Annotated in this window: 21 protein-coding genes; 14 read left to right on the top strand and 7 right to left on the bottom strand. The window is 69.5% G+C overall.

Going from position 1 to position 20,740, the window contains the following annotated elements; all coding sequences use genetic code 11:
* Positions 1 to 400 precede the first annotated feature (400 nt).
* The 3 genes from OV090_RS06840 (at position 401) to OV090_RS06830 (ending at position 4,627) form a co-directional block, all read left to right on the top strand.
* Positions 401 to 730 carry a hypothetical protein gene (locus OV090_RS06840; RefSeq protein WP_267702691.1) on the top strand — a complete coding sequence of 110 codons (330 nt, stop codon included), beginning with the start codon at positions 401 to 403 and terminating at the stop codon, positions 728 to 730.
* 154 nt (positions 731 to 884) lie between these two features.
* Positions 885 to 4,025: a VCBS repeat-containing protein gene (locus OV090_RS06835; RefSeq protein ID WP_267702690.1), complete on the top strand. Its 3,141-nt coding sequence runs from the start codon at positions 885 to 887 to the stop codon at positions 4,023 to 4,025.
* 95 nt (positions 4,026 to 4,120) lie between these two features.
* Entirely contained in the window at positions 4,121 to 4,627 is a 507-nt protein-coding gene (locus OV090_RS06830) for a DUF2505 domain-containing protein (RefSeq protein WP_267702689.1), read from the top strand.
* Between the two features lie 11 nt (positions 4,628 to 4,638).
* Here the strand turns inward: OV090_RS06830 and OV090_RS50535 are convergent, their stop codons facing one another.
* A complete protein-coding gene (locus OV090_RS50535; protein WP_267702688.1) occupies positions 4,639 to 6,417 on the bottom strand; it encodes a site-specific integrase in 1,779 nt (592 codons plus the stop codon).
* 138 nt (positions 6,418 to 6,555) lie between these two features.
* Positions 6,556 to 7,026, bottom strand: a complete 471-nt coding sequence (locus OV090_RS06820; RefSeq protein ID WP_267702687.1) for a hypothetical protein — start codon at positions 7,024 to 7,026, stop codon at positions 6,556 to 6,558.
* Here OV090_RS06820 and OV090_RS06815 point away from each other — a divergent pair.
* The 5 genes from OV090_RS06815 to OV090_RS06795 all read left to right on the top strand — a co-directional run bounded on the left by OV090_RS06815 (position 7,025) and on the right by OV090_RS06795 (position 9,240).
* On the top strand, positions 7,025 to 7,192 hold the full coding sequence (locus OV090_RS06815) for a BBE domain-containing protein (RefSeq protein ID WP_267702686.1): 168 nt from the start codon (positions 7,025 to 7,027) through the stop codon (positions 7,190 to 7,192). The genes OV090_RS06820 and OV090_RS06815 overlap by 2 nt on opposite strands.
* Before the next feature lie 250 nt (positions 7,193 to 7,442).
* The gene (locus OV090_RS06810; RefSeq protein WP_267702685.1) at positions 7,443 to 7,652 is read left to right on the top strand and encodes a hypothetical protein; all 210 of its coding nucleotides are present in this window, start codon (positions 7,443 to 7,445) and stop codon (positions 7,650 to 7,652) included.
* Positions 7,649 to 8,032, top strand: a complete 384-nt coding sequence (locus OV090_RS06805; RefSeq protein WP_267702684.1) for a hypothetical protein — start codon at positions 7,649 to 7,651, stop codon at positions 8,030 to 8,032. Before OV090_RS06810 ends, OV090_RS06805 begins: the two co-directional genes overlap by 4 nt.
* Positions 8,029 to 8,691, top strand: coding sequence for a hypothetical protein (locus tag OV090_RS06800; protein ID WP_267702683.1), 663 nt, complete (start codon positions 8,029 to 8,031; stop codon positions 8,689 to 8,691). The genes OV090_RS06805 and OV090_RS06800 overlap by 4 nt, the downstream gene beginning before the upstream one ends.
* Positions 8,692 to 8,745: 54 nt before the next feature.
* On the top strand, positions 8,746 to 9,240 hold the full coding sequence (locus OV090_RS06795; RefSeq protein WP_267702682.1) for an endo-1,4-beta-xylanase: 495 nt from the start codon (positions 8,746 to 8,748) through the stop codon (positions 9,238 to 9,240).
* Here the strand turns inward: OV090_RS06795 and OV090_RS06790 are convergent.
* Complete coding sequence (locus tag OV090_RS06790; protein ID WP_267702681.1) at positions 9,151 to 10,266, bottom strand: hypothetical protein; 1,116 nt, start codon at positions 10,264 to 10,266, stop codon at positions 9,151 to 9,153. The two genes, OV090_RS06795 and OV090_RS06790, sit on opposite strands and share 90 nt — an antisense overlap.
* Between OV090_RS06790 and OV090_RS06785 the strand changes: the two genes are divergently transcribed.
* On the top strand, positions 10,249 to 10,539 hold the full coding sequence (locus tag OV090_RS06785; RefSeq protein WP_267702680.1) for a hypothetical protein: 291 nt from the start codon (positions 10,249 to 10,251) through the stop codon (positions 10,537 to 10,539). The genes OV090_RS06790 and OV090_RS06785 overlap by 18 nt on opposite strands.
* A gap of 135 nt (positions 10,540 to 10,674) precedes the next feature.
* Positions 10,675 to 10,977: a hypothetical protein gene (locus OV090_RS06780; RefSeq protein WP_267702679.1), complete on the top strand. Its 303-nt coding sequence runs from the start codon at positions 10,675 to 10,677 to the stop codon at positions 10,975 to 10,977.
* Positions 10,978 to 11,504: 527 nt separating this feature from the next.
* Here the strand turns inward: OV090_RS06780 and OV090_RS06775 are convergent.
* On the bottom strand, positions 11,505 to 13,547 hold the full coding sequence (locus OV090_RS06775; RefSeq protein WP_267707074.1) for a serine/threonine-protein kinase: 2,043 nt from the start codon (positions 13,545 to 13,547) through the stop codon (positions 11,505 to 11,507).
* Between OV090_RS06775 and OV090_RS50530 the strand changes: the two genes are divergently transcribed.
* The 4 genes from OV090_RS50530 to OV090_RS06755 all read left to right on the top strand — a co-directional run bounded on the left by OV090_RS50530 (position 13,437) and on the right by OV090_RS06755 (position 17,882).
* Positions 13,437 to 13,769 carry a hypothetical protein gene (locus tag OV090_RS50530; protein WP_267707156.1) on the top strand — a complete coding sequence of 111 codons (333 nt, stop codon included), beginning with the start codon at positions 13,437 to 13,439 and terminating at the stop codon, positions 13,767 to 13,769. The genes OV090_RS06775 and OV090_RS50530 overlap by 111 nt on opposite strands.
* A gap of 48 nt (positions 13,770 to 13,817) precedes the next feature.
* Positions 13,818 to 14,447, top strand: a complete 630-nt coding sequence (locus OV090_RS06765) for a sigma-70 family RNA polymerase sigma factor (RefSeq protein WP_267707072.1) — start codon at positions 13,818 to 13,820, stop codon at positions 14,445 to 14,447.
* A 42-nt stretch (positions 14,448 to 14,489) separates the two neighbouring features.
* Positions 14,490 to 15,860, top strand: a complete 1,371-nt coding sequence (locus OV090_RS06760) for a trypsin-like peptidase domain-containing protein (protein WP_267702678.1) — start codon at positions 14,490 to 14,492, stop codon at positions 15,858 to 15,860.
* A 210-nt stretch (positions 15,861 to 16,070) separates the two neighbouring features.
* A complete protein-coding gene (locus OV090_RS06755) occupies positions 16,071 to 17,882 on the top strand; it encodes a serine hydrolase (RefSeq protein ID WP_267702677.1) in 1,812 nt (603 codons plus the stop codon).
* A gap of 374 nt (positions 17,883 to 18,256) precedes the next feature.
* Here the strand turns inward: OV090_RS06755 and OV090_RS06750 are convergent, their stop codons facing one another.
* From OV090_RS06750 to OV090_RS06740, 3 genes are all read right to left on the bottom strand, one after another.
* Positions 18,257 to 19,546: a hypothetical protein gene (locus OV090_RS06750; protein WP_267702676.1), complete on the bottom strand. Its 1,290-nt coding sequence runs from the start codon at positions 19,544 to 19,546 to the stop codon at positions 18,257 to 18,259.
* Between the two features lie 184 nt (positions 19,547 to 19,730).
* Positions 19,731 to 19,943, bottom strand: a complete 213-nt coding sequence (locus OV090_RS06745; protein ID WP_267702675.1) for a hypothetical protein — start codon at positions 19,941 to 19,943, stop codon at positions 19,731 to 19,733.
* Between the two features lie 190 nt (positions 19,944 to 20,133).
* Entirely contained in the window at positions 20,134 to 20,712 is a 579-nt protein-coding gene (locus tag OV090_RS06740; RefSeq protein ID WP_267702674.1) for a glutathione S-transferase family protein, read from the bottom strand.
* Positions 20,713 to 20,740: the final 28 nt, after the last annotated feature.

Raw genomic sequence — 20,740 nt, 5'->3', positions numbered from 1 at the left:
AATTTCGGGCGAGCTCGGCGGTAAGCGCCGGTCGTGGCTCGCGCGGGTCGGGCGCGGGCCCGCGGCGACGGGCTCGCGCGAGGCTCGTGGCCGGCCGCGCCGGCGAGGACACGCGGCCCCGCCAATCATACGAGGTGGGGGCGGTCTTCCGGTGGTGTGGTGAATCGCGGCTGTTCGCGTCGGCCGACCCCCGCGTTCGCGCGCGTTCGTGCCCGCGAGGCGGCGCGCCGACAGGCAGACGTTTCATCGCCGCGCCTCGGCAATGCTAACAGTGTTCGTGCGGGCGCCTTTTGCTTGACCGCGGGCCGTGGACACCATCGCGGTGATGACGCGTATGGTTCTCGTAGTCTGTTTGTTGCTGTCCGGCTGTAGCGCCGGACCGGAGACGTTCTGGCGCGGCGTGACGCGCGGGATATGCAAGTACAACCGCAAGCGCGCCGACAGCCAGGAGCCGCTGGTGGAGTGCGAGCGGCTCGCGTACGAGGACGCCGGCAGCCCGGAGGATTTCGCCGCGACCTGCGGCGACTACGACCGCGAAAGCGCCCGCGCCTGTCTCCGCTACATCCGCTCGAGCCCGCGGATGTGCGGGGGCCTGTCGGAGCGGCCGACCTCGTGCGAGGGAGTGTGCGGGCCAGGCTCCGCGATCGTGTTCTATCCGGAGGACTCGGGCTGGTTGACGGAGGTGACGGTCGATCCGGGCCCGCGCCGGCCGGTGCTGATCGCGGAGTGAGCTGTCCCGAGGGGCATGTCCCAAAGCGCCGGCGAGTCTCCCGCGAGGGAGCGACCGGCAGGCGGGCCACCGTCCCGCGGTCGGGGAGGGTCCGGGCGCGCCGCGGGGCGTGCGCAGGCGCCGTTTTGCCGGGGCCGGTGTAGACTGGGCCGGCATGTGGCCGCGTCGCCGTCGACCTGCCTCCGCGCCGCGCTCGGGCGCGTGGGCGGGCGTCGTCGGCCTGGCGCTCGCGGCCATGACGTGCGGCGGCGCCGAGGGGCCGTGCGGCCCGCTGGAGCGGCTGTGCGCGCGCGACTTGGGGTGGAAGTTCGTCTCGCCGCGGGTCGACGAGGCGGTCGAGGTCGACCTCGACGGCGACGGCGAGCGTGAGCAGGTCGTGCTCGACCGCACGGGCGAGCAGCTGGTGGTCGCCTGGCCCGAAGGACAGCGGACGATGCTGGCCTTTCCCGCCCAGATGCCGGTGGCGATCGCGGCGCTGCCGGGCGAGGTCGCAGTGGCGCTGAGCGAGCCGCCGGTGGTGGTGGTGTTCGCCGCCGACGCCTCGGGCCGGCTCCAGCGCCGCCGCGAGGTCGTTTTGCGCGACGAGGCAGCGGCGCTCGTGGCCGCCGACCTCGCGGGCGACGGCGCGCCCGAGCTGGTCGCGACCCTCCCGGAGGAGGGCGTGATCGCGGTGATCGATCCGTCGACGGGGACCATGCGCGAGCACCCGGCCGGCCGGTCCCCGCTGCGGCTCGACGTGGGCGACGTCGACGGCGACGAGCACCTCGACCTTGTGGTGGTCGACGCCGGCCTGGCGCTGCAGGTGTTCTTCGGGACAGGTGACGGCGGGCTGCGGGCGGCGACTGCGAGCCTGGCGTCGGGGTCGATGCAGTGGATCGACCTCGGCGATCACGACGGCGACGGCGACCTCGACGCCTTCACCCGCGCCGACTCGACCCAGGTGCTGGTCCACCGCAACGACGGCCATGGCCGCTTCTCCAGCCCGACCGCCCTGCCGATGGCGGCCACGGGCAACGACGAGGACGCCGCGGGGCTGGTGGTCGGGCCGGTGGCCGCCAGCGGCTTCTTCGGCGTCACCGTGCCGTCGGCGCGCGGCATCACGACATGGTTCGGCAAGGGCTCGACGTGGCTCGGCCGGCTCGAGGAGTCGATGCAGAGCGCGGGCACCTGGGTCGGCGGGAGCGACGACGGCGGCCTGCTGATCGGCGGGTGGGGGTTCGTCCAGTGGGGCGCGTACGCCTCGGTCGGCGCGGCGATCGAGATCTGGCGCGACGCGACGGTGGAGAGCAGCCTGTACACCAGCGCGGTGACGACCGGCCACCTCGACGGCGATCCGCTGCTCGACGTCGCGGCGATCAGCGACTCCCGGCTGCTCGTGCTGCGCGGCCGCGCCGACCGCGGGCTCGAGCGGATCGCCGAGCTCGACCTCTCGGTCAAGCCGATGGGGCTGACGATCGCCGACGCCACCGGCGATGGCCTGGCCGACATCCTCGTGTCCGACGTGACGAACGTGTGGCTGGCGCAGGCCGGCGCGGGTGGCTCGTACGTGTTGCGTCCGCCGCACCAGGCCGCGGTGCTGCCCTACGAGCTGGTGCCGGTGCGCACCGGGCCCGCGTCGCCGGCGGCGATCGCAGCGCTGTCGGTCCCCGACGGGGGCGGGGGCTACGACGGCAAGGGCGCGTCGCTGCTGCGCTTCGCCGCCGACGGCAGCGTCGCCGACGAGGCTCCGCTGGGCCCGTGGCAGGACGTCTTCGGCATCGTCCCGGTCGACTTCGACGAGGACGGCGTCGACGAGCTGCTGATGTACGCCCGCGACGAGCAGGCCGCCGTCCTCGCGCACATGGTCCCCGAGGGTCCGAACTTCGTCGCCGCCGAGACCCACGACCTCGGGGCGTTGACGGGCCTCGAGGTGGATGCGTTTCGCCCGGGCGGGTTCGCCGTCGGCGACCTCGACGGCGACGGCGCAGTGGAGGCGGTGATCAGCGCCTATCAAGCGGGCGTGGTCGTGTCCGGCCTCGCCAGCGGGACCGCGGCGGCGACGGTCCTCCCGGACATCCAGCCGCCGCACACGCTCCGCGATCTCGACGGCGACGGCCGGCTCGACATCGCGTCGGCGATCCAGTCGGGGTCTTTTTACTCGCAGCGCGGGCTCGGCGACGGCACCTTCGAGCCCGGGATCGGGCGCACCAGCTTCGTCGAGGGCACCGCGGGAGCCTTCGCCGTCGGCGACGCGCAATTCGACGTCGTCACGCTGTCGCGCTCGGGCATCGCCACGCACCTCATGCGCCCGGTCGCGCGACCGGTGCATACCTCGAGCAGGTGGCTCGTCGGGATGCCGTACGAGCTCGAGTTCGGCGACATCGACGGCGACGGGATCGACGACGTGGTGTTCACGGCGGGCGATGCGGCGGGCGGGGTCAGCGTGCTGTGGGGCGCCGAGACCGATCCGCTCGCGCGCGGTCGGGCCATCAACGACGGGCACCTCCGCGGTTCGCTGGCCCTCGGCGACCTCGACGACAGCGACGCGCTCGGGATCCTCACCGTCAGCTCGCCGGACGGCATCATCGAGGTCCATCCGTTTCGCCCGGACGCGCGCGAGGCCCCGATCGTCCTCCCCGAGCTGACCGATGCCTTCGTGCGGTCGGTGAAGGTCGCCGACCTCGATGGCGACGGTCTGTCCGATCTCGTCGCGCTGCTCATGAGGGAGCAGGCCTTCGTCGCGGTGGCCCGCGGGACCGGGCCGCTGCAGTTCGCGCCGTTCGTCGCCGTGGCCGAGGTCGACACGTACTCTTCGGCGCTCGATCTCGGCGACGTCGACGGTGATCGCCGCGCCGACATCCTGGTCCACAGCGTCGAACCCGGCGTCAACACGCTCGTCCGGGCCGAGGTCGACGGGGCGTGGTCGAGCCCCGCGGCGCTGCCCGGGGAGGTGGCGATGTTCGGGCCGCCCGACGCCGCCGGGCGCGTCGAGCTGGTGACGCAAGAAGGCGCGTCTTTCTACCGCCACGACCGCGGCGCGCCCGAGCGCCGGTCGCTGCTGCAGCAGCGCGACGCGCAGGACGACGCGGTGCTCCGCCGCGTCGCCGACGTCGACCGCGACGGCCGCTTCGACCTCGCGATCGCCGACGCGAACGGCACGCACGTGTGGCTGCGCGGCGAGGACGGGGTCGCGCAGGTCACCCTGGTCGACGTGCCGCTCGAGGTGGTGGGGTTCCCCGACATCGACGGCGACGGCCGCAGCGACGTCGTCGGCACGTGGCTCGGGGTGCTGTTCGTCCGGCGTACGCGGCCGTAGCCGCCGCAGGGCCGCCTTGCGTGGATCTGCGCTTCCCGCAGGCGGGGCGCGCTGCTAAAGTCCGGCGCGCAGCAGCAGCAGCAAAGGCCCACAGCATGTCCAAGTTCACGCTCGTCCACGAGATCAATTGCGACGCTGACACCTTTTGGAAGGTCTTCCTCGACCAGGAGTACAACAAGAAGCTGTACCTCGAGGGGCTCGGGTTCTCCGGCTACGACATCCTCGAGCAGCGCGAGACCGACACGACCGTGACCCGCAAGGTCAAGGGGACGCCGAAGATGAACCTGCCGGGGCCGATCGCCAAGCTCGTCGGGCCCAACTTCAGCTACGTCGAGGACGGCTCGCTCGACCGCGCGACCAAGATCTGGACGTGGAAGGTCACCCCGAGCTCGATGGCCGACAAGGTCCGCAACGAGGGCACCCTGCGCATCGAGCCGATCGGCGACAACAAGGTGCGCCGGATCGCCGACCTCGTCGTCGAGGCCAAGGTGTTCGGCGTCGGCGGCCTGATCGAGAGCTCGCTCGAGAAGCAGCTCCGCGAGGGCTGGGAGGCCAGCGTGCCGTTCATGCACAAGTGGCTCGCCGCTCACGGCACCACTTGAAACGTATGTGATTACGCGGGCTTGGCGGGGGGGGCGTCACGGCCGCCTCGCGTCGCCCGCGGCTGTGTCAGATCTGTGTCACTCTCGTTGGCCAGGCTCGTCCGGTGGGCGGCCATCTTGGCGATCGCGTCGCGCCGCGTGCGCTTGCTGCCATGCAGGTAGACCTCCGTGGTACGGGCCGACGCGTGTCCGCACAACTCCTGCACGGTCTTGAGATCGGCGCCAGCCCGCAACGCGTGCGTGGCGAACGAGTGCCGCAGGCTGTGTGGACCGCGGCGCTCGATCCCTGCCAGCTTGGCGGCGGTGTAGAGGTAGTTCGTCACGGTCCGCCCGAACTTGTTATGGAGCAGCCACTCGTCCGTGCTGAGGTCCGCCGCCTCTCGCACGCAGGCGGCGAGCCGCGGGGACATGGGCACGACCCGCTCTCGGCCCGATTTGGTGTGGTACACGAGGCGCTTACCCTTCTCAGCGAAGACGGAGCGGCGCACATGCAAGTCGTCGCCGTCGATGTCCCTGATCTGGAGGCCGGCGACCTCGCTTGCGCGGAGACCCGCGTCCAGGCCGAGGAGCACCACCAGGCGGTGGGGAAGGTCGAGTTGTGCCTGGCACAGCACTTCCGCCTCCTCCTCGTCCAGATGCGCGCGCTCGCGCGGAGGCTCCGTCACTTCGACGCACTGCGACCCGATGGGCTCCGTGCGGAGCCCTTTCGACCGAGCAACCTCCAGGCAATGTCGCATGACGCCCAGGTAGACGTTCGCGGTGCTCGACCTCAACTCGGAGAGGGCGGAGCGAACGTAGTCGAAATCGGTCGCCCGGAAGTCCTTGACGGGCTTTTCGCCCAACGGCTTCCCTGATGCGTCTCGCGCAGCCAGGTGATCTCGCGGCGTCGCCGATGGGCATCGGACGTCCTCTCGACCGCCCAGGCCCTCCCCGTTGTCGTCCGCCACGGCGACCCGCGTCATGCCGCACGCGCGCTCGCCTATCTGCTCGCGCGCCAGGATCCCGACGGCGGGTTCACCTCGATCCCCGACCAGGTCGGGCCGCGCCCGCTGCCGTTCGACTTCCCGGTCCTGGCCGACATCCACACCCTGACGGCCCTCCAGCGGTCCGCTGAGCTCACCAACACCGCCGCCCTCGCCGGCCGCGCCCCGCGGACCGGGGACCTCGACTGGTCCGCGCTCGCCTCGCGGATCCGCGGCGTCGTCGTGCGCCCGCACGACCTCGCGTACGAGCAGGGCCGCCTGCTCGTCAACCAGCGCTTCGACCACGTCCGTCCGCAGGCCCTCGTCTACCCGGCCTGCGTCGAGGACGTCGTCGCTATCGTGCGGTTCGCCCGCGACCGCGGCGTCCGCCTCGCGCTGCGCTCCGGCGGGCACAGCTACGCCGGCTACTCGACCGGACCCGGCCTCGTGCTCGACGTCGGCTCGCTCAACACGACGAGCGTGGGCGGCGGCCGGGCTCTGTTCGGCGCCGGGGTCAAGGGCATGCAGGCCCACCTCGCCCTCGCTGCGACGGGCGCCGGGCTGCCGCTCGTACGCTGTCCGTCGATCGGCCTGGCCGGCGCGACCCTCGGCGGGGGATTGAGCGCGTTCACCCGCGCGTGGGGCCTCGCCTGCGATCACCTGCGCAGCGTCGAGATCGTCACCGCGGACGGCCGGATCCGCCGCGTCGGCCCGGACTCCGAGCCGCCCGACGACGACCTGTTCTGGGCCCTGTGCGGCGGCGGCGGCGGCAACTTCGGCGTCGTCACCTCGCTCGAGTTCGCCACCGAGGTCATCCGCGACCGTCACTTCACCCGATTCATTCTCACCTGGCCCGCCACCGACACGGCTGCCGTGATCCGCGGCTGGACCCACTGGAACGCCGACCAGGGCACCCCCCGCGCGCTCTGGAGCGCGTTCGAGCAGCTCAGCGACGCCGGCGCCCCTTCACTGCCCGCCGTGACCGGCACCTTCATCGGCACCCCCGACGCCCTCCAGCCTGCGCTGGACCGCCTGGTGGCCGCCGTCGACCGCCGCGAGGCCCAGCGCCTGATCACCCCGTGCAGCTACATCCAGGCCGCCAGCGAAGCGGAGCGGTGGGGCGGCGGGACCTGGGGCGCCCGCGTCGCCTTCGCCGCCAAGTCGCACGTCGTCCGCCGGCCGATGACCCCCGCCGCCGCTCGCAACATGGCCGAATCGCTCATGCAGCTCCATTGCTTTACCGGTGTTGGGGGTGCCAGCGCCCTGCTGATCGACGGGCTCGGCGGGGCAGTCGGCGATCGCCCCGCCGACGCGACTGCCTTCCCGCACCGCACCGCCGTCGGCGTCGTCCAGTACCACTCCTACTGGACCGCGCTCACCGACCGCGCCCACGTCGAGCGGCGCACCCAGTTGGTTGCGCGCCATCCACGGCGTCATGCAGACCCATCTCGGCGTCGGCGGCTACACCAACGGCATGGACCCCGAGCTGCGCGACTGGCCCGCCGCCTACCACGGCGACAACTACTCGCGGCTGCAGCGGGTCAAGGCCACCGTCGACCCCGCGCAATTCTTCGACTTCCCGCAGGCCGTCACACCTCGGTGATGGGAGTCGCAAGGCACGGGCGGTCTGCGGCGAGGCTATCGCCGCAGGCCAGCGGCCTTCGGTCCCCTAACGCATCGGCGCGCGGGCGACGGCGCCGGCGCTCATGGCAACCTCAGCGCGCGGGTACGTTGAGCTCGGCGCCGGCCCCGGCGGAATGGACCGGACCTCCGCCCAGGCGCTCCCACCCTGCTGCGCCTGCTCCTGGTTGCCCGCGCGCTCGACGGCGGCGGGTAGCGACACATGGAGGGCCATGCACCACACCTCCCTCGTCCTATCACTCACGCTCGCCGCGGCACCAGGAGCCGCTGAGAGCGCCCCGGAGCTAACTCCGCCGGCTGCTGCTGACGAGCTTTTTGCCCACCTGCAAGCGCCCGTCATCATCGACGACGTCCGTGCTGACGTGGCCGACAGCCAGCTCGAGATCAACTTCTACCTCGAGGAGGTCGGGCAGTCTCATTGACCGTTCGCCAGGACGATGCGGGGGCCGGTGTTGGCCTCGTCAAGGTCGAGGACGCCGTGGTGACGGAGGTCGGCTTCGTCGACGGGGCCGTCGTCTCGCAGTCGAGCAACTTCGCCACCCTCAGCACTGCGCAAACCATGGCCGTCGTCGCCAGCCTACTGCAGGTCTGGCACGACGACGCCGTGACCCTCGCGCTGGACGACCGGGACCTGAAGTGTTGGTGGGTCGGCAAGATCGCTGGCTCGACGCTGGGCGTCGCGGTCATTGCAGGCTGCGGTCTGGTGGCCAAGAGGCCGACATGCCTCGGCGTTGGCGGGACCGTTCACAACGCCGTTTCCGGCTATATCACCGATAAGTGTAACGGAGCGCAGAACAAGTGACTGACCGCGGAGCCCTGGACCTGCAGCAGCAACTTGCTCCCTCGCGCAAGCCCTTGCCGCCCCAACGGTGGGGGTTCCTGCCGACCGAGCAATTCTGGAGCCTCGCATCGTTCACCCCGATCGCGCTCGTGTTCTGGCTGCCTGCCGGATTCTTCTATGAATGGCTCGTTACGCTCGGATGGCCGTGGTGGCAGAACGGTCTCGCATTTATGGCCGTCCTTACCGTCTGGTCTGGGCTGGTCGAGCGAGGGAGCCGAAAATATCTCGCACAACAACGCTTGCGTGCGCTGACCGAAGGGGCACTCGATGAGGCGCAGCTCGTCCCGTCATCGGCCGAGCTCGTCCCGTCATCGGCCGAGCCGCAGAAGATGCCGGTCGTCGCCACGCGTGAATTCTGGCACTACGCCTTCGCTCGGCTGTTCGGCCGAGCGAGGGGCGTCGCCTTTAAGCTCTACGAGTTCGTGATCTTCATGGCGTTCTTCTACCCCTCCCCGCTGGTGTGGTTCGGGGCCTTTTCGCTGCTGCTCGTCACCTCGCTCTCCCTCGGTGCATGGCAGCGCCGGCTGCAGCGCCAGGAGCTCGAGGCCGGCGCGCGGCCGGGGCCGGCGCTGGCCGAGGCGTCGGGGTCGGGCGGTTCGCGGCCGCGGACGACCGGGTAGACACGGCGCTGTTGGGCTCGCCGTCGCCGAGGCCGCGGGGCATACGCGTGGTCGATGTGGCCCGACGTCCTCGGCGTCGAGTTCATCGAGCGGGCGTTCCGCACCGTCCGCGCAGCTGACCCCGACGCGGTGCTGCTGTACAATGAAATTGGGGCCGAGGCGCTCGGGCTCAAGTCCGATTTCATGTACGAGATGTCGACCGGCCTCGTCGCCCGCGACGTGCCGATCGATGGCATCGGTCTGCAGTTCCACATCGACGCCGCCGCGCCGCCGGATCTCGACGACGTCCGCGCCAAGATGGAGCGCTTCGCGGCGCTCGGCCTCGGCATCTACATCACCGAGCTCGACGTCATGATCGCTGGCGTCGACGCGGCGCAGCTCGAGCTGCAGGCCGACATCTACGCCAGCATCCTCGAAGCCTGCCTCGCGGTCACGACGGCGAGCACGCTCTGCCGCTGGTCAGCGGCGGACGCGTCGCCGTCGCGCTTCGGGGAGCGGATCCGGACGGTCGAGCGGCTGCCGATCGTTCAGGATGGGCACCCGCATTAGCTCGGGGCGCCCGCTGCGGGCTGCGGTCTCGGCGTTGTTGAAGCCGGACGTGCTCGGCACGAAGTATAGGTCGAGCCCGCCCCAATCGTCATGATCGCGCAACAGCGTGAGGGGGACATTCATCCCGTCGACCTTGGCGTAAAGGTCGTCCGCGTACGTGGCGGCGTCCACGAGCCCGTCGCAGTCGAAATCGACCCACTGGCTCCCGGGCTGTCCCAGACCTTCCTCCGCGGCCAGATCGATCTGACTACCGACCCCGCTCGAGTAGTCGAGCCGGAATTGCGCGAGGGGGCCGTAGGAAGACGCGCTCATGTTCGCGAGCTTTACGCCCTTGGCGGCGCACAGCGGGTTCACGTCGGCGTGTTCGTAGTAGTAGCGCTCGCCTTCTTGCGTGCCCAGGACCGGCAACCCCTCGTCGTAGAGATAATTCATGATGCTGAAATAGTTGGGCTTGTAGTTCGCCTCGTCCGCCAGAGAGTCACCGTTGGTCGTGCTGTAGCCGCCGTGACTGAGCCCGAGGTTGTGCCCGAGCTCGTGCATCAGTGTGTAAGCCTGATGGTTGTAGGTGTAGTTGACGTTTTGCGGCGTGTCGAACTTGTACAGGTGTTTCCCGTGCGAGATGTAGACGTCGTTGCCCGGTCGCTCGCCCTCGCCGCCGGTGGTGGGTTTCCCGCCTTCATTGGCGAAGACGACGTAGTGGAACATCGCCCAGCGGTTGATGGCTAGGTTATGAGCCTTGATCTCGTCGAAGTTCTTGAAACCAGGTGTTTTGCAGTAGCAGACCTTGGTGGGGAAGGGGACCTGGTTGCCCCCACCGCAATCGTGCTCGGCGGGATCCAGCCCTGGGCTGGCGTCGAGGAGGTCGCCGACGTCGAAGTGGAGATGAAACCCGTGGTCCGCGAACACCGCACGGATCCGGTCCAGCACGGGTTTGTAGGGGACCATCCCAGGATCGACAGTCTGCCCGTCGCCGCCCTTTGGATCCATGAAGTCGATCTCGACGTCCTTGTGCTCGCCGCCGGCCATTCCAGCGAGCTCAACCCGTTTGCGGACATCTCGCTCGCGTCGATCGAGCCGGCGTGCCCGCCGACCGACGACGGCTGCGGTCCGATCCAGCACGAGAGCTTCGCCCTGACCATCGAGGGCAACGCGGGCCAGATCCACTCCCGCGAGTTCGTGCAGATCGGCCAATTTGGCGTGTGGGCGGAGCGTCTGACCCACTTCTCCCAACCACCTCCGCAGTGCCGCGACGTCCCGTTCATCTGGCGCTCGCTCGGCCTGCTGCGCCTGGCGGAGTAGCGCCGGCAACCCCGCGGATACTTTGCACATGCGCCGACCTCCATGCATCACCGACGTTTTTTGGGCCGTGCTCACGGGTTGACGGACGGCGGCGTGGGCGCTGCGAATAGAACGGCGCGCCCTCCTGTCGACCCGTTGCCGGCCGACCCGTTTCCGGCCGACCCGTTGCTGGCCGGCCCTGTGCCGGGCGCTCTCGTGTCGGCCGATCCCTTTGGCTCCTCCGATGGCTGGTCCGAGCGCCACAAGTACGGCGACCTTTGGGCCATCGAGGTGATGAAGGCGCTGAACGGGATGGATGGCGACTTCTCCGGCGCCGAGGGCGAGGTCGCCGAGTTCATGTTCGACCTCGAGCTCTGCCCGGACGGCCGGCTGGCGTCCGGGGAGAAGAAGGGCACCGGTGACGACGCTCGACGGGCGGATCCAGAGATCGGTCGATAACCTCCGAGTCGCCGTTTCCACCGACGTGCTCGAGCTGCTGGCCGGCGAGTGTCGAGGAGCGCTCACGGTGGGCGGATGGCGCGGACACGTCCATGCGGGTCGCAGGGCTGGCCGTCTCCCAGTTCGGCGCCGACGTAGGGCGTGATTGTGTTGTTTTGGCTCAGCTGGAGGTTCACGCGGAACTGGAGGTGCCGGCGGCGTCGGTGGCGCGGCGACTTCGCCCGATCAACGAACCGGGCCGCTGGCAAGCCCGTAGTATCCGGCTGGGGCGTGGCTACCTCCGAGGCGCATGGCCCTTGATCTTTCGCGCGGTGCCGTCCTTAAAAGACACCTGCGTAGTCACGCCGTCGTCAGCCCCCACGGAGCGCCGCTCACGGGACGGGAGCGCCCGCGAGGCATCGTGGGGCATGGAAGCCTCCATCCGCGGCCAAGGCGCTCAAACGGGGTGTTCTGGCGAGCGGCCGCGAGCGCCACCACCACGTCACCGTCACGCTGCTGACCGACCACGGCATCAGCACGTGGCCGCCTCAACAGCCGCCATCGAGCAGGCAAGTCGCGCGGCCGTCGGCGTCGACCCCCCACCAGGTCAGGACCGGCAAGATGTGGCCGTAGAGGCCCTCGGGCTCCAGCCGCATCGCCTGGGCCGTGAGCTCCTGCTTCATCCCGCAGCGCCACGGCTCGTGGTAGCCGCAGAATTCTGCGCTCCCGCCGTCGGCGTCGCTGCACGCGCTACGATGGATCGCCACGACCACCGGGCGATCGGACGCGTCGTAGAAGTAATAAGGTCCGCCTGCATGGCCGGTGCTCGTCGACGCGGCCGTCCCCAGGACGCGGTCCCACCCGCTGATCGGGCTCGGTGCTCGCAACGCTCGGGCGGTCACCTCGAGCGGATCGGGATTGCCCCACAAGTGGCCGGCGCCGAGCAGCCAGTCGACGGGGCTCCGAACATCGCACGTCGCGTCTTGTTCGATCGGATAGCCCTTGTGTTGCAACATGACCCCGAGCAGCGCCTCGTCGGCGAGCGCTGTCACTCCGAAGTGCTCGTCGCCCAGGCGACGCTCGGCGATGGCCACGGCCCAGTCGGACAGGCCGGGCCGCTCGTTCTGCGGCCACGGCTCCGGGACGTACACGCGGATGACGTCGACCGCGTCGGTCTCGTCGCCGCGAGCGTCTCCCGCCTGCCAGCGTCGATCGGGCCGCGCGAAGCCTCCTTGCGTCCAGACGCACTGTGCGGCGGTGAGAATGTGGACAGGGCCGACCTGCACGCCGGTACAGCCGGGCCCGATCTGCGTCGTCCCGATCGCGCGTAGCGGGAACTCACGAGGGTCGCGCCAGTACACGCGTCCGGTCGCCGCGTTGCCGCCACGTTCGTGGTGCTCCGCGCGATCGGGCTCGTCGACGGCGTGGCCGAGGGTCAGGCCGGCGCGCACAGCGTGATGTGACAGCGTGAACGCGTCCTTGCGTTCCATGACGATTCGATAGGGGGCTGATCGCCGCGGGTCGTCGCCCCACAACACGACCTCGCCGGCGAGCGCACCCGGGCCCGTGCGGTCGGGCTTGTCAAAGTCGCGGCGAGGCTCGGACAGCCGGAGGTCCGCGCCGAGCCACCAGTCGGGCCATTGCGGCGTCGGCCGATCGATGGGTCGCTCGATCGCTCGCGTGAATGGTGGCACTTCAGTCACCTCCGTCGCCTCGGCGACGATCGGCGACGGGTGGCTCGGAAACCACACCCAGGCGAACACTGACGACAGCGCGCCCACTGCTGCCATCACAGGTGCGCGTCGCCGAATGCGGTGCGGAGCCCGTGCGGGCGTCCGACCGATCGCCGCCATATCCTCGGCGAACGCGGCGACGCTCGCATAGCGCTCGGCGGGGTCCTTGCACAGCGCGTGGACAATCAGATCCTGGATCGCGGGCACCTGCACGGCCTCGGCGAGGAACGAGGTGGGAATCGGCGGCGGCTCGGTGAGGTGCTGCGCCACCAGGTCGGCCGCCGTCGGCCCGACGAACGGCTTGCGCCCGCACAGCATCTCGAACGCGATGCACCCGAGCGCGTACACGTCGGCGCGCGCGTCCACCGGTTCGCTGCGCAGCTGCTCCGGGCTCATATAGCCGGGGCTGCCGAATACGTCTCCGGCGTGTGTGATGTCACAGCTATCGCCGTCGTCCGCGTGCCGCGTCGCCAGCCCAAAGTCGATGATCTTGACGGATTCGTCGCAGGTGCCGGCTCGCTGGACGATGATGTTGCTGGGCTTGAGATCGCGATGCACGACCCCCTGCGCGTGCGCGTGCTCGAGAGCGCGCGCGAGCTGGCCGAGCAATATCGACGCGCGTGACCACGGCAAGCGACCATCGCGGCGCAACACCACATTCAACGGCTCGCCCTCGACGAACTCCATTACGAGATAGAGATCTCCGGCGTCATCGCGGGCGACGTCGAGGATCTCGACCACATTCGGGTGCTTCACCGCTGCAACGGCGCGGGCTTCGCGGAGGAATCGGCGGCGCAGCCTCTCGCTCTGCGCGAGATCGCGCCGCAACCACTTGACCGCTATCCGCAGGCGCAGCAGCTCGTGATGGCCTTCCCAGACAGTGCCCATCCCGCCCTCGCCGATGCGCCGGACGAGGCGAAGCTTGCCACCTATGAGCGGCGGCTCTTCGCGCGCTGGGACTTCGCCGCCGATGCTACGAAGGAAGGTGTCGCGGTGGCGAGCGACGATGGACAGGTCTGCTGCGCGCTCCGGGAGTGGCTGCGACGTCCCCTGCATCGCCGCGCCACGCTAGCAGCGTGAGATACCCGAAGCAACCGCTAGAACGATGGCTGGGTTATCGTGGCCCGCATGCAAGATGAGTTGCTCCTCGAGCGGTGGCGGGAGGGCGATCGACGCGCGGGCCAGGCGCTCGTCGCGCGTCACTATCGACCCCTCTTCATGTTCTTTTGGGGCAAGGTCGGCGAACAGGCGAGCGCCGACCTGACGCAAGATACGTTCGAGACCCTCTGCGCCCGCCAGGACCGCTTCCGCGGCGAATCTTCGGTGCGCACCTACCTCTTCGGCATCGCGCGATGGAAGCTCGTCGAGCACCTGCGTCGCAGCCGACGCGACCGGGAGCGCTTCGATCCGGCGCAAGATGGCGTCGACATCGAACACGTCGAGCGCTCGATCACGTCGCTGTTCGCGCTCAGGGAACACGAGGCGCTGCTCATCCGGGGTCTCCGTTCGCTCTCGCTGGACGATCAGCTGCTGCTCGAGCTCAAGGACTATGAGGCCCTCACGGCGCGCGAGCTCGCCGAGATCTTCGATGTCCCCGCGGGGACCATCGGGGGGCGCGTCAGCCGAGCTCGCGAACGCCTGCGCCTGGCCGTCAAGGCGATGTCCGGCACCCCGGTGCTCGCCGACGAGACACTGCACGGGCTCGACTCGTACTTCCGCGCGATTCGCGGCACCGTTCAGGACCTGACGAAATCGTGACGACCAACCGAACAAACTGGGGCCCTCGATCACTACCTTGGCGTGAACAAATTTCACGGTTTCGCGCGCCACCTTCCACTTTTCTCATTCACACTTCCGCTCTTCGCGTGCGAGCCCGCCGTCCAAGGGGAGCAGGCCATCGTCTCGTCGGAGCTCCCGCTCGCGGGGGACCCGAACACGATCGAAAATCCCGAGCTCACGACCCTGGATGCGCGCGAATCCTGGATCGGCAACGAGCTCGGGCTCCGCGAGCCGACCTTCCACACGCTGGCGAGCGGCACGAAGATCCCGCTCCTCGCCCGTGACCTCCGCGAGCGCCTGGTAGCTCTCGCCGAGAAGGAGGGCTACGGACGTCCTAGCCGCGCCGTCGTCGACCCCGGCGTCGTCGAGGGGGCGCCGCCAGACCTGTCCCGCAGCACCGCTGCTCCAGGGGTCCTCGACGGAGAAAGGGCGACGCTCTCGGCCGCTCCAGTGGACCCCCTGGAGGGTGTCAGCGGCAGCGCGGACACTCGCGATTGCTTCGCGCCGACGAGCACGGCAGGGTGTGTGACGTCGAGCGGATACCCGTTCAACATCATCGGGACCTTCGGCAACGGCGCCGGGTGCACCGGGACCCAGATCGGGCCCGTCCACGTACTCACTGCTGCTCATTGTGTATGGCCCCGGGGCGGTTCTTGTCCCTTCGGCAGCCTTCAGTGGTTCCCGGGGTTCAGTGCCGGGGCGGCGAGTGTCGGCTCCGCGCCCGTCGAGCGCGTCTACGTCCCGCCGGAATGGGCGGCGGGCGCTTCGGACGCCGGACTGTTCGACTACGCGCTGGTCATCGTCGAGTCCCGGCTCGTCAACGATTGGATGGGCTACGGGTACGAGGCCGACGCGGCGCTGCAGGCCAAGGACCTGTACAATAGGGGCTACCCCGTGCAGATCGACACGGCGAACGGGGTTCCAGGTGCAGGTTTGACGTGTAACGCGTGGGGGCCTGATCCCACGCTGTGGAGCGGAGGGGGGGCGAACCGCCTGTTCGGCGACAGCTTCACGCGCAATATCGTGTCCGGCAAGCTCCGCGCGCCCGATCCGGTCAGCGGCGAGGAGCGGGTCTTCGCCACTGCGCATGACACCAGCGGGGGGCACAGCGGTGGTCCCTACTACTCGTACGAGACGGATGGCCCCTGGATCTGGGGCATCCACCGCAGCCCGTGTACGTCGGCTGATGGCGGCTCCGATGCCTTTTGTGAGTGGGACGGGTCGACCTATGAATGCTCCGACCAGGTCACCTACAACTCGCAGGCGATCCGCATTGAACCCACGAACAGGGGGAATATCCTCACGTGGCGCAGCCTGTGGGGTGTAGATAGTAGCGGCGACGCCGACTGCTTGGTGTCGGACTGTGGGGGCGAGACTCCGGCGTGCATGTGAGGAAGTCACGAGAATCGGCTGTCCTCCGGGCTCGCGGGGTACCGATGTAGCGGACGACGGCAGACTGCACGTGGTAAGGAGCGGGCATGGCGCTGACTCCCTATTTCGCAATATCGAGTCGTGGACTCGACTGCTCGCGCCCGCTGGTCCAATGTTCTTTCGGTTAATGGTAAACTACACAACAGCGGTAACTACACAACAAGGGTAAACATGCGCATCAGCAAGAATGTCATCACGACGGCCTCCGTCGCTCTGTTCTCGTGTGCTCTCGTCCCGATGTTTGCGTGCGATCCGGACGCCGCCGGCGAAGCCGACGCCGACGACGCCGGGCCCGCAGCCGCCGAGCCCACGGCCCCCGCCCTCGAGATCGGCGACCTGCGCGAGCCGACAAAGCCGAGCCGTTCGGTGCCGCAGACGCTGCCGTCCGTGATCAACCTCGACAGCTACCTGGCCGATCTGACGCCGCCGTCGGCGAGCCCCGAGACGTCGGGCATGCTGGTCGCGGTCGTCCGCGGCAATCACATCGCAGCGTTCGGCAGGTCGGGCTTCAACAAGTACAACACCGACGTCATCGACGACGACTCCGTCTTCAACATCGGGTCGAACAGCAAGAACATGACGGTGTTGGCGCTCTCGTACCTGATCGAGCAGAACTCGACGCTCGAGTGGGACACCCCGCTCTGGGAAGCAGCGCCGTTCGTGACGACCTGGCACAGCACGACTCTCACCGACGAAGCGACTCTGCGGTCTCTCGTGGCGCACCGGGCCGGCTTCAACGACACCGGCTGCAACGTCGCCTGGCCGAGCGGATGGCAGAACCTGAACTCCCAGACCGCCCTTCGCGCCAAGGCGATCCACTTCGCGGGGAGCGCCGCCTGCACGGACGGCTCGGTGGGCGTGGAGGATTACTCGAACGTGGGCTTCCACTTCGCCCAGGCGATCGTCGAGTACTGGACGAACCAGCCGCTGAAGAACTACGTCAAGTCGCAATTCGTCGACCCTTGGGACATGGACGCCTCGTTCCTGTGGACGCGGCCGCCCGAGCTCGCCCGCAGCCCGTCGGGCTTCTCGGGCACCCCCGCGCAGCAAGCCGTGTGGGAGCAGTACTTCTCGTTCTCGACGCACCCGCTGCTGTCGACCGGCCATTACATGTGGTCCAGCGGCGCGACCTTGACGCCCTACACCCTCGCCGACCCGAACACCGATCCGTACGGCCTCTACACCGGGGCCGGCAACATGGCGATCAACATGCAGGACTGGGCTCGGTACGCCACGCAGATGATGCGGAACCGCAACGCGGCCGTACGGCCGATCCGCGAGGCTGCCATGACGTCGACCTGGGACTACGAGTACGGCTGGCACATCGCGCAGGGCTCGACCACCGGCTTCGAGTGGTCGAGCATGGACCACGGCGGAGCGCTGCCCCTGGACGGGTCCCACGCTCGCTCGCGGATCGTCCTGTTTCCCCAGCATGACACGGCCTATCTGTTCTACGCGAACGGCGGCCCGGACCCGAGCGGTGCCATCGATGAAGCGTACAACGACATCCGAGTCTCGGCCGTCCCGCCGGGCGGCGACGACGGCTGCGCCCGCAGCGCGGACGTCAAGTCGATCCAGCGCTTCTACGACCAGACGATGTTCGGCTGCGCCGGCAGCGTGACCTTCGCCAACAGAGAAAATCTGTGCGCGACCGGCTTCCACACGTGCAGCGCGCTCGAGTACCACAACAAGAACGCGGCCGCCAACGAGATGCCGCTCTACCACTACTGGACCGACGACGCGCTCGACCGCAGCGCGTCCGGCGGGACCAACAATTGCAGCGCCTTCCCGCAGGGCAGCGGTACCGCTTGCGGAGGCAGCGCGGCGCCGATGCGGGTCTGCACCGACACGCAGACCGACCTCCTCGGCAACACCTGCAATTGGCTCAAGTGCGGCTGGCAAGACACCACCAACGAATGGTTCGGCGGCTGCGCGATCAACACCAGCGAGAACTGGGCCGGCACCCTCTGCTGCGAGGATTAGACTCCTCGCGCGCCGAGCGAGCCCCGGACGCCGACGCGCTCGCTCGCGCCGGCGTTCGGAGCGCTCGCGGCTCGCACGGCTTCGCCATCCATGAGCTCGTGGTCTCGTGGGTCTCGCCGGTCTCTACGGCGGTCGTCTCGCCCGGGCTGGTCGTGGTGCCTCGCGCCGTCCACCAGGCGCGGGCGATCGGACGCGCGTCGGACTACGCGACATGGAATCGTAGGACGCGGCCACCGCTCGCACGGCGGCCGGGGTCGTTTGAATTGCCGCAGGCCGAGGTCTGCCCGGGTCGTACGATTCGCGCCCGCGCGCCGCTCGCAACCGCGTACAGGTGCGGGCCGTCCGCAGCCCCGCGGCCCGCCGCGGGGCTGCGATCAATCGAGGGCGGTAGCGAACAGGTGCTCGCCGTCCTCGGCCCACACGATTCCGGCCAGGTAGATCACGCCGGCCTCGTCGATAGCGATCGCCTGGGCCTCGCTGGCGGAGTCACAGACGCGGACCTCGGTGTCGCCGTTCGGCGTGAGCCGCATGGCCATGGCCATGGCCGCGCCGTTCAGGGTGCCGCTGAAGGCCAGGGCGGTCTGGCCGGCGTCGTTCGTGGCGATCGCGCCGACGTAGGTATCGACGAGCTCCGGAGCCTCCAGGTCGAGGAACCACTGCTGCGCGCCGTCGGGCGCGAGGCGGATCACCCGGGCCGGCCAGTCGCGCGTCACCGCGACCACGTGGCCGCTCTCGTCGATGTCGGCGAGAGCCTCGGGTTGGCTCGAGAACGGGTGCTCCCACAGCACGCTCGCGTCGGGCGCGAGGGCGAGGACGGCTCCGTCGGCGCCGTGGCCCAGCGCGACGGCGACGCCGGCCGAGTTCATGGCCGACGGCTCGCGGAACGGCTTGTCGGCGATCACCTTGTCCCAGATCACCGCGCCGCTGGCGTCGTAGCGCTCGAGGCGGTCACTGAACTTGTCGCTGACCAGCGTCGTGCCGTCGGGCGCGACCGTCACCCGGCCGGAGAAGTCGCTGTCGAGGGGCCCGCGATCGTTCTCCCACAGCATCGCGCCGGTCACGTCGAACTTGCGCAGCCGCTTGCGCCCGGCCATTTCGTCGCGGAACGAGACGTAGAGGTTGTCGGCTGCGTCGATGCCGCCCCAGCCCCACGGCTTGGGCGGGTCGATCTGGCCGACCAGGTTGCCGTCCATGTCGAAATCGAGGACCGACCCCGAGCTCGTCACGCGCATGTGCCCGCGCGAGTCGATGCGGGCGTGCCCGGGCCGGCTCAGCGTCGGCTCGACGAAGCTCCAGCGGGCGCCCTCGCAGGTGAACCGGCCGAGGGGGACGCCAGGGTCGGGCATCGAGACAGTGTCGGAGGTCTCGTCGGTATGACCGCCATCGGTGTCGGGGCCGCTGGTCACGGTGACGGTCGACTGCGAGGTCGCGTCGGTGGGGCTCGGGTCGGTCGCGCCGGTTTCGGTCGCGCCGGTTTCGGTCGCGCCGGAGGTGGTCGGGTCGGGGAAATCGGTGCCCGGCCCCGTGTCGCTGGCGCTCGACTCGGCGGCGGTGCTGTCACTCGAGTCGGTGCCGGTCACTGTGGAGGTTCCGGGTCCGCAGCCGGTCAGCAGCCCCGCAGCGACGCCCCATGCATGCATGCTTCGCCAGACGATCCAAGCCATGGGCTCAGCATGCCCGACGGCGGCGAGGACCGCCAGCGTGAGGTTCGAGGAGGACGTGCGTGTCTCCACGACGAAGATGTCACGCTCGGCGCGCTCCCCGACATTGTATTGGCTCAGCGTGAACGGGACAGAGGGTGGGTTGACGAACGGAGACGCTGAGGGTGAAGTGGAGGGTCGAGAGAAGTTACGCGGGGGTGCCGAGGTGGTCCAATTCTCGGCGCTTGCGTCGGAGCTCTCGGGCTGCCTCTCGCTTGCGATCGCGGCCGGCCCAGATCTCGGTCTCGCGTCCGAGGAGTTTGTCGCGCGGGCTGACGTAGCCGATCGCGCTGTGAAGGCGGTGGTTGTTGTAGTGGTCGATGCGGGTGGCGATGGTGGCGTGGGCGCCGTCGGGCGTCACGTCCCCGCTCAGACCCAGCCGAACCGCGAGCTCGGCGAGCCCGTGCGAGCGGCGCCGGAGGGAAGCGTCGCGGCAGGGCGACGACGACGCGATCCTCGCCGTTATCATCACTTCGCAGCGAGCTCGTCGGCGAGCCCGTAGAGGGCTGCAACGAACACGAATTCTCGCGCGAGCGCGGCGGCGTGAACCGTCAGTCGGCGGCGCGCCGGAACGCCGGGCGCTCGCGCAGGCGGGCCAGGTAGCCCTCGGCGGGGCCGGCGTCGCGGAGCAGGCCGCAGACGTCGGCCCATTCGAGCAAGCCGCCGAGGATGATGTCGGCCGTGGTGAAATGCTGCCCGAGCACCCAGCCGGCCGCGAGGCGGTCGTCGAGCAGGTTCAGGTAGCGGCGCAGGGCAGCCCGTTCGTCGTCGGTCGCCGCGGTGCTGCGCAGCTCGGGCGGCCGCGGGAATGCCCGCAGGTAGGGGCCATGCACCATGCTGTCGATGTTCGTCATGCTGAAGAAGATCCACTGATAGTAGTGCGCGCGGGCGATCGACCCCTCGGGGGGCACGAGTCGGCGCTCGGGATCTTTCTCCGCGATGTACATGCAGATCGCCGCCGATTCGAGCACGACCTGATCGCCGTCGACGAGTGCCGGCACGCTGCCGAGCGGGTGGATCTTCAGGTACTCGGCTGACTTGTGCTCGGCGCGCGCGAGGCTGAGGTGGACGACCTCATGGGCAAGACCGGTCTCCTCGAGCGTCCAGCGGCAACGGAAGGCCGAGGTCATGGCTGAGTAGTAGAGCCTGAGCATGGTC

The sequence above is a fragment of the Nannocystis sp. RBIL2 genome, from assembly GCF_026626745.1.
Classification (GTDB): Bacteria; Myxococcota_A; Polyangia; order Nannocystales; family Nannocystaceae; genus Nannocystis.
The sequence above is the reverse complement of the archived record's forward strand: the minus strand, read 5'-3'. Positions and strand labels throughout refer to the sequence as shown.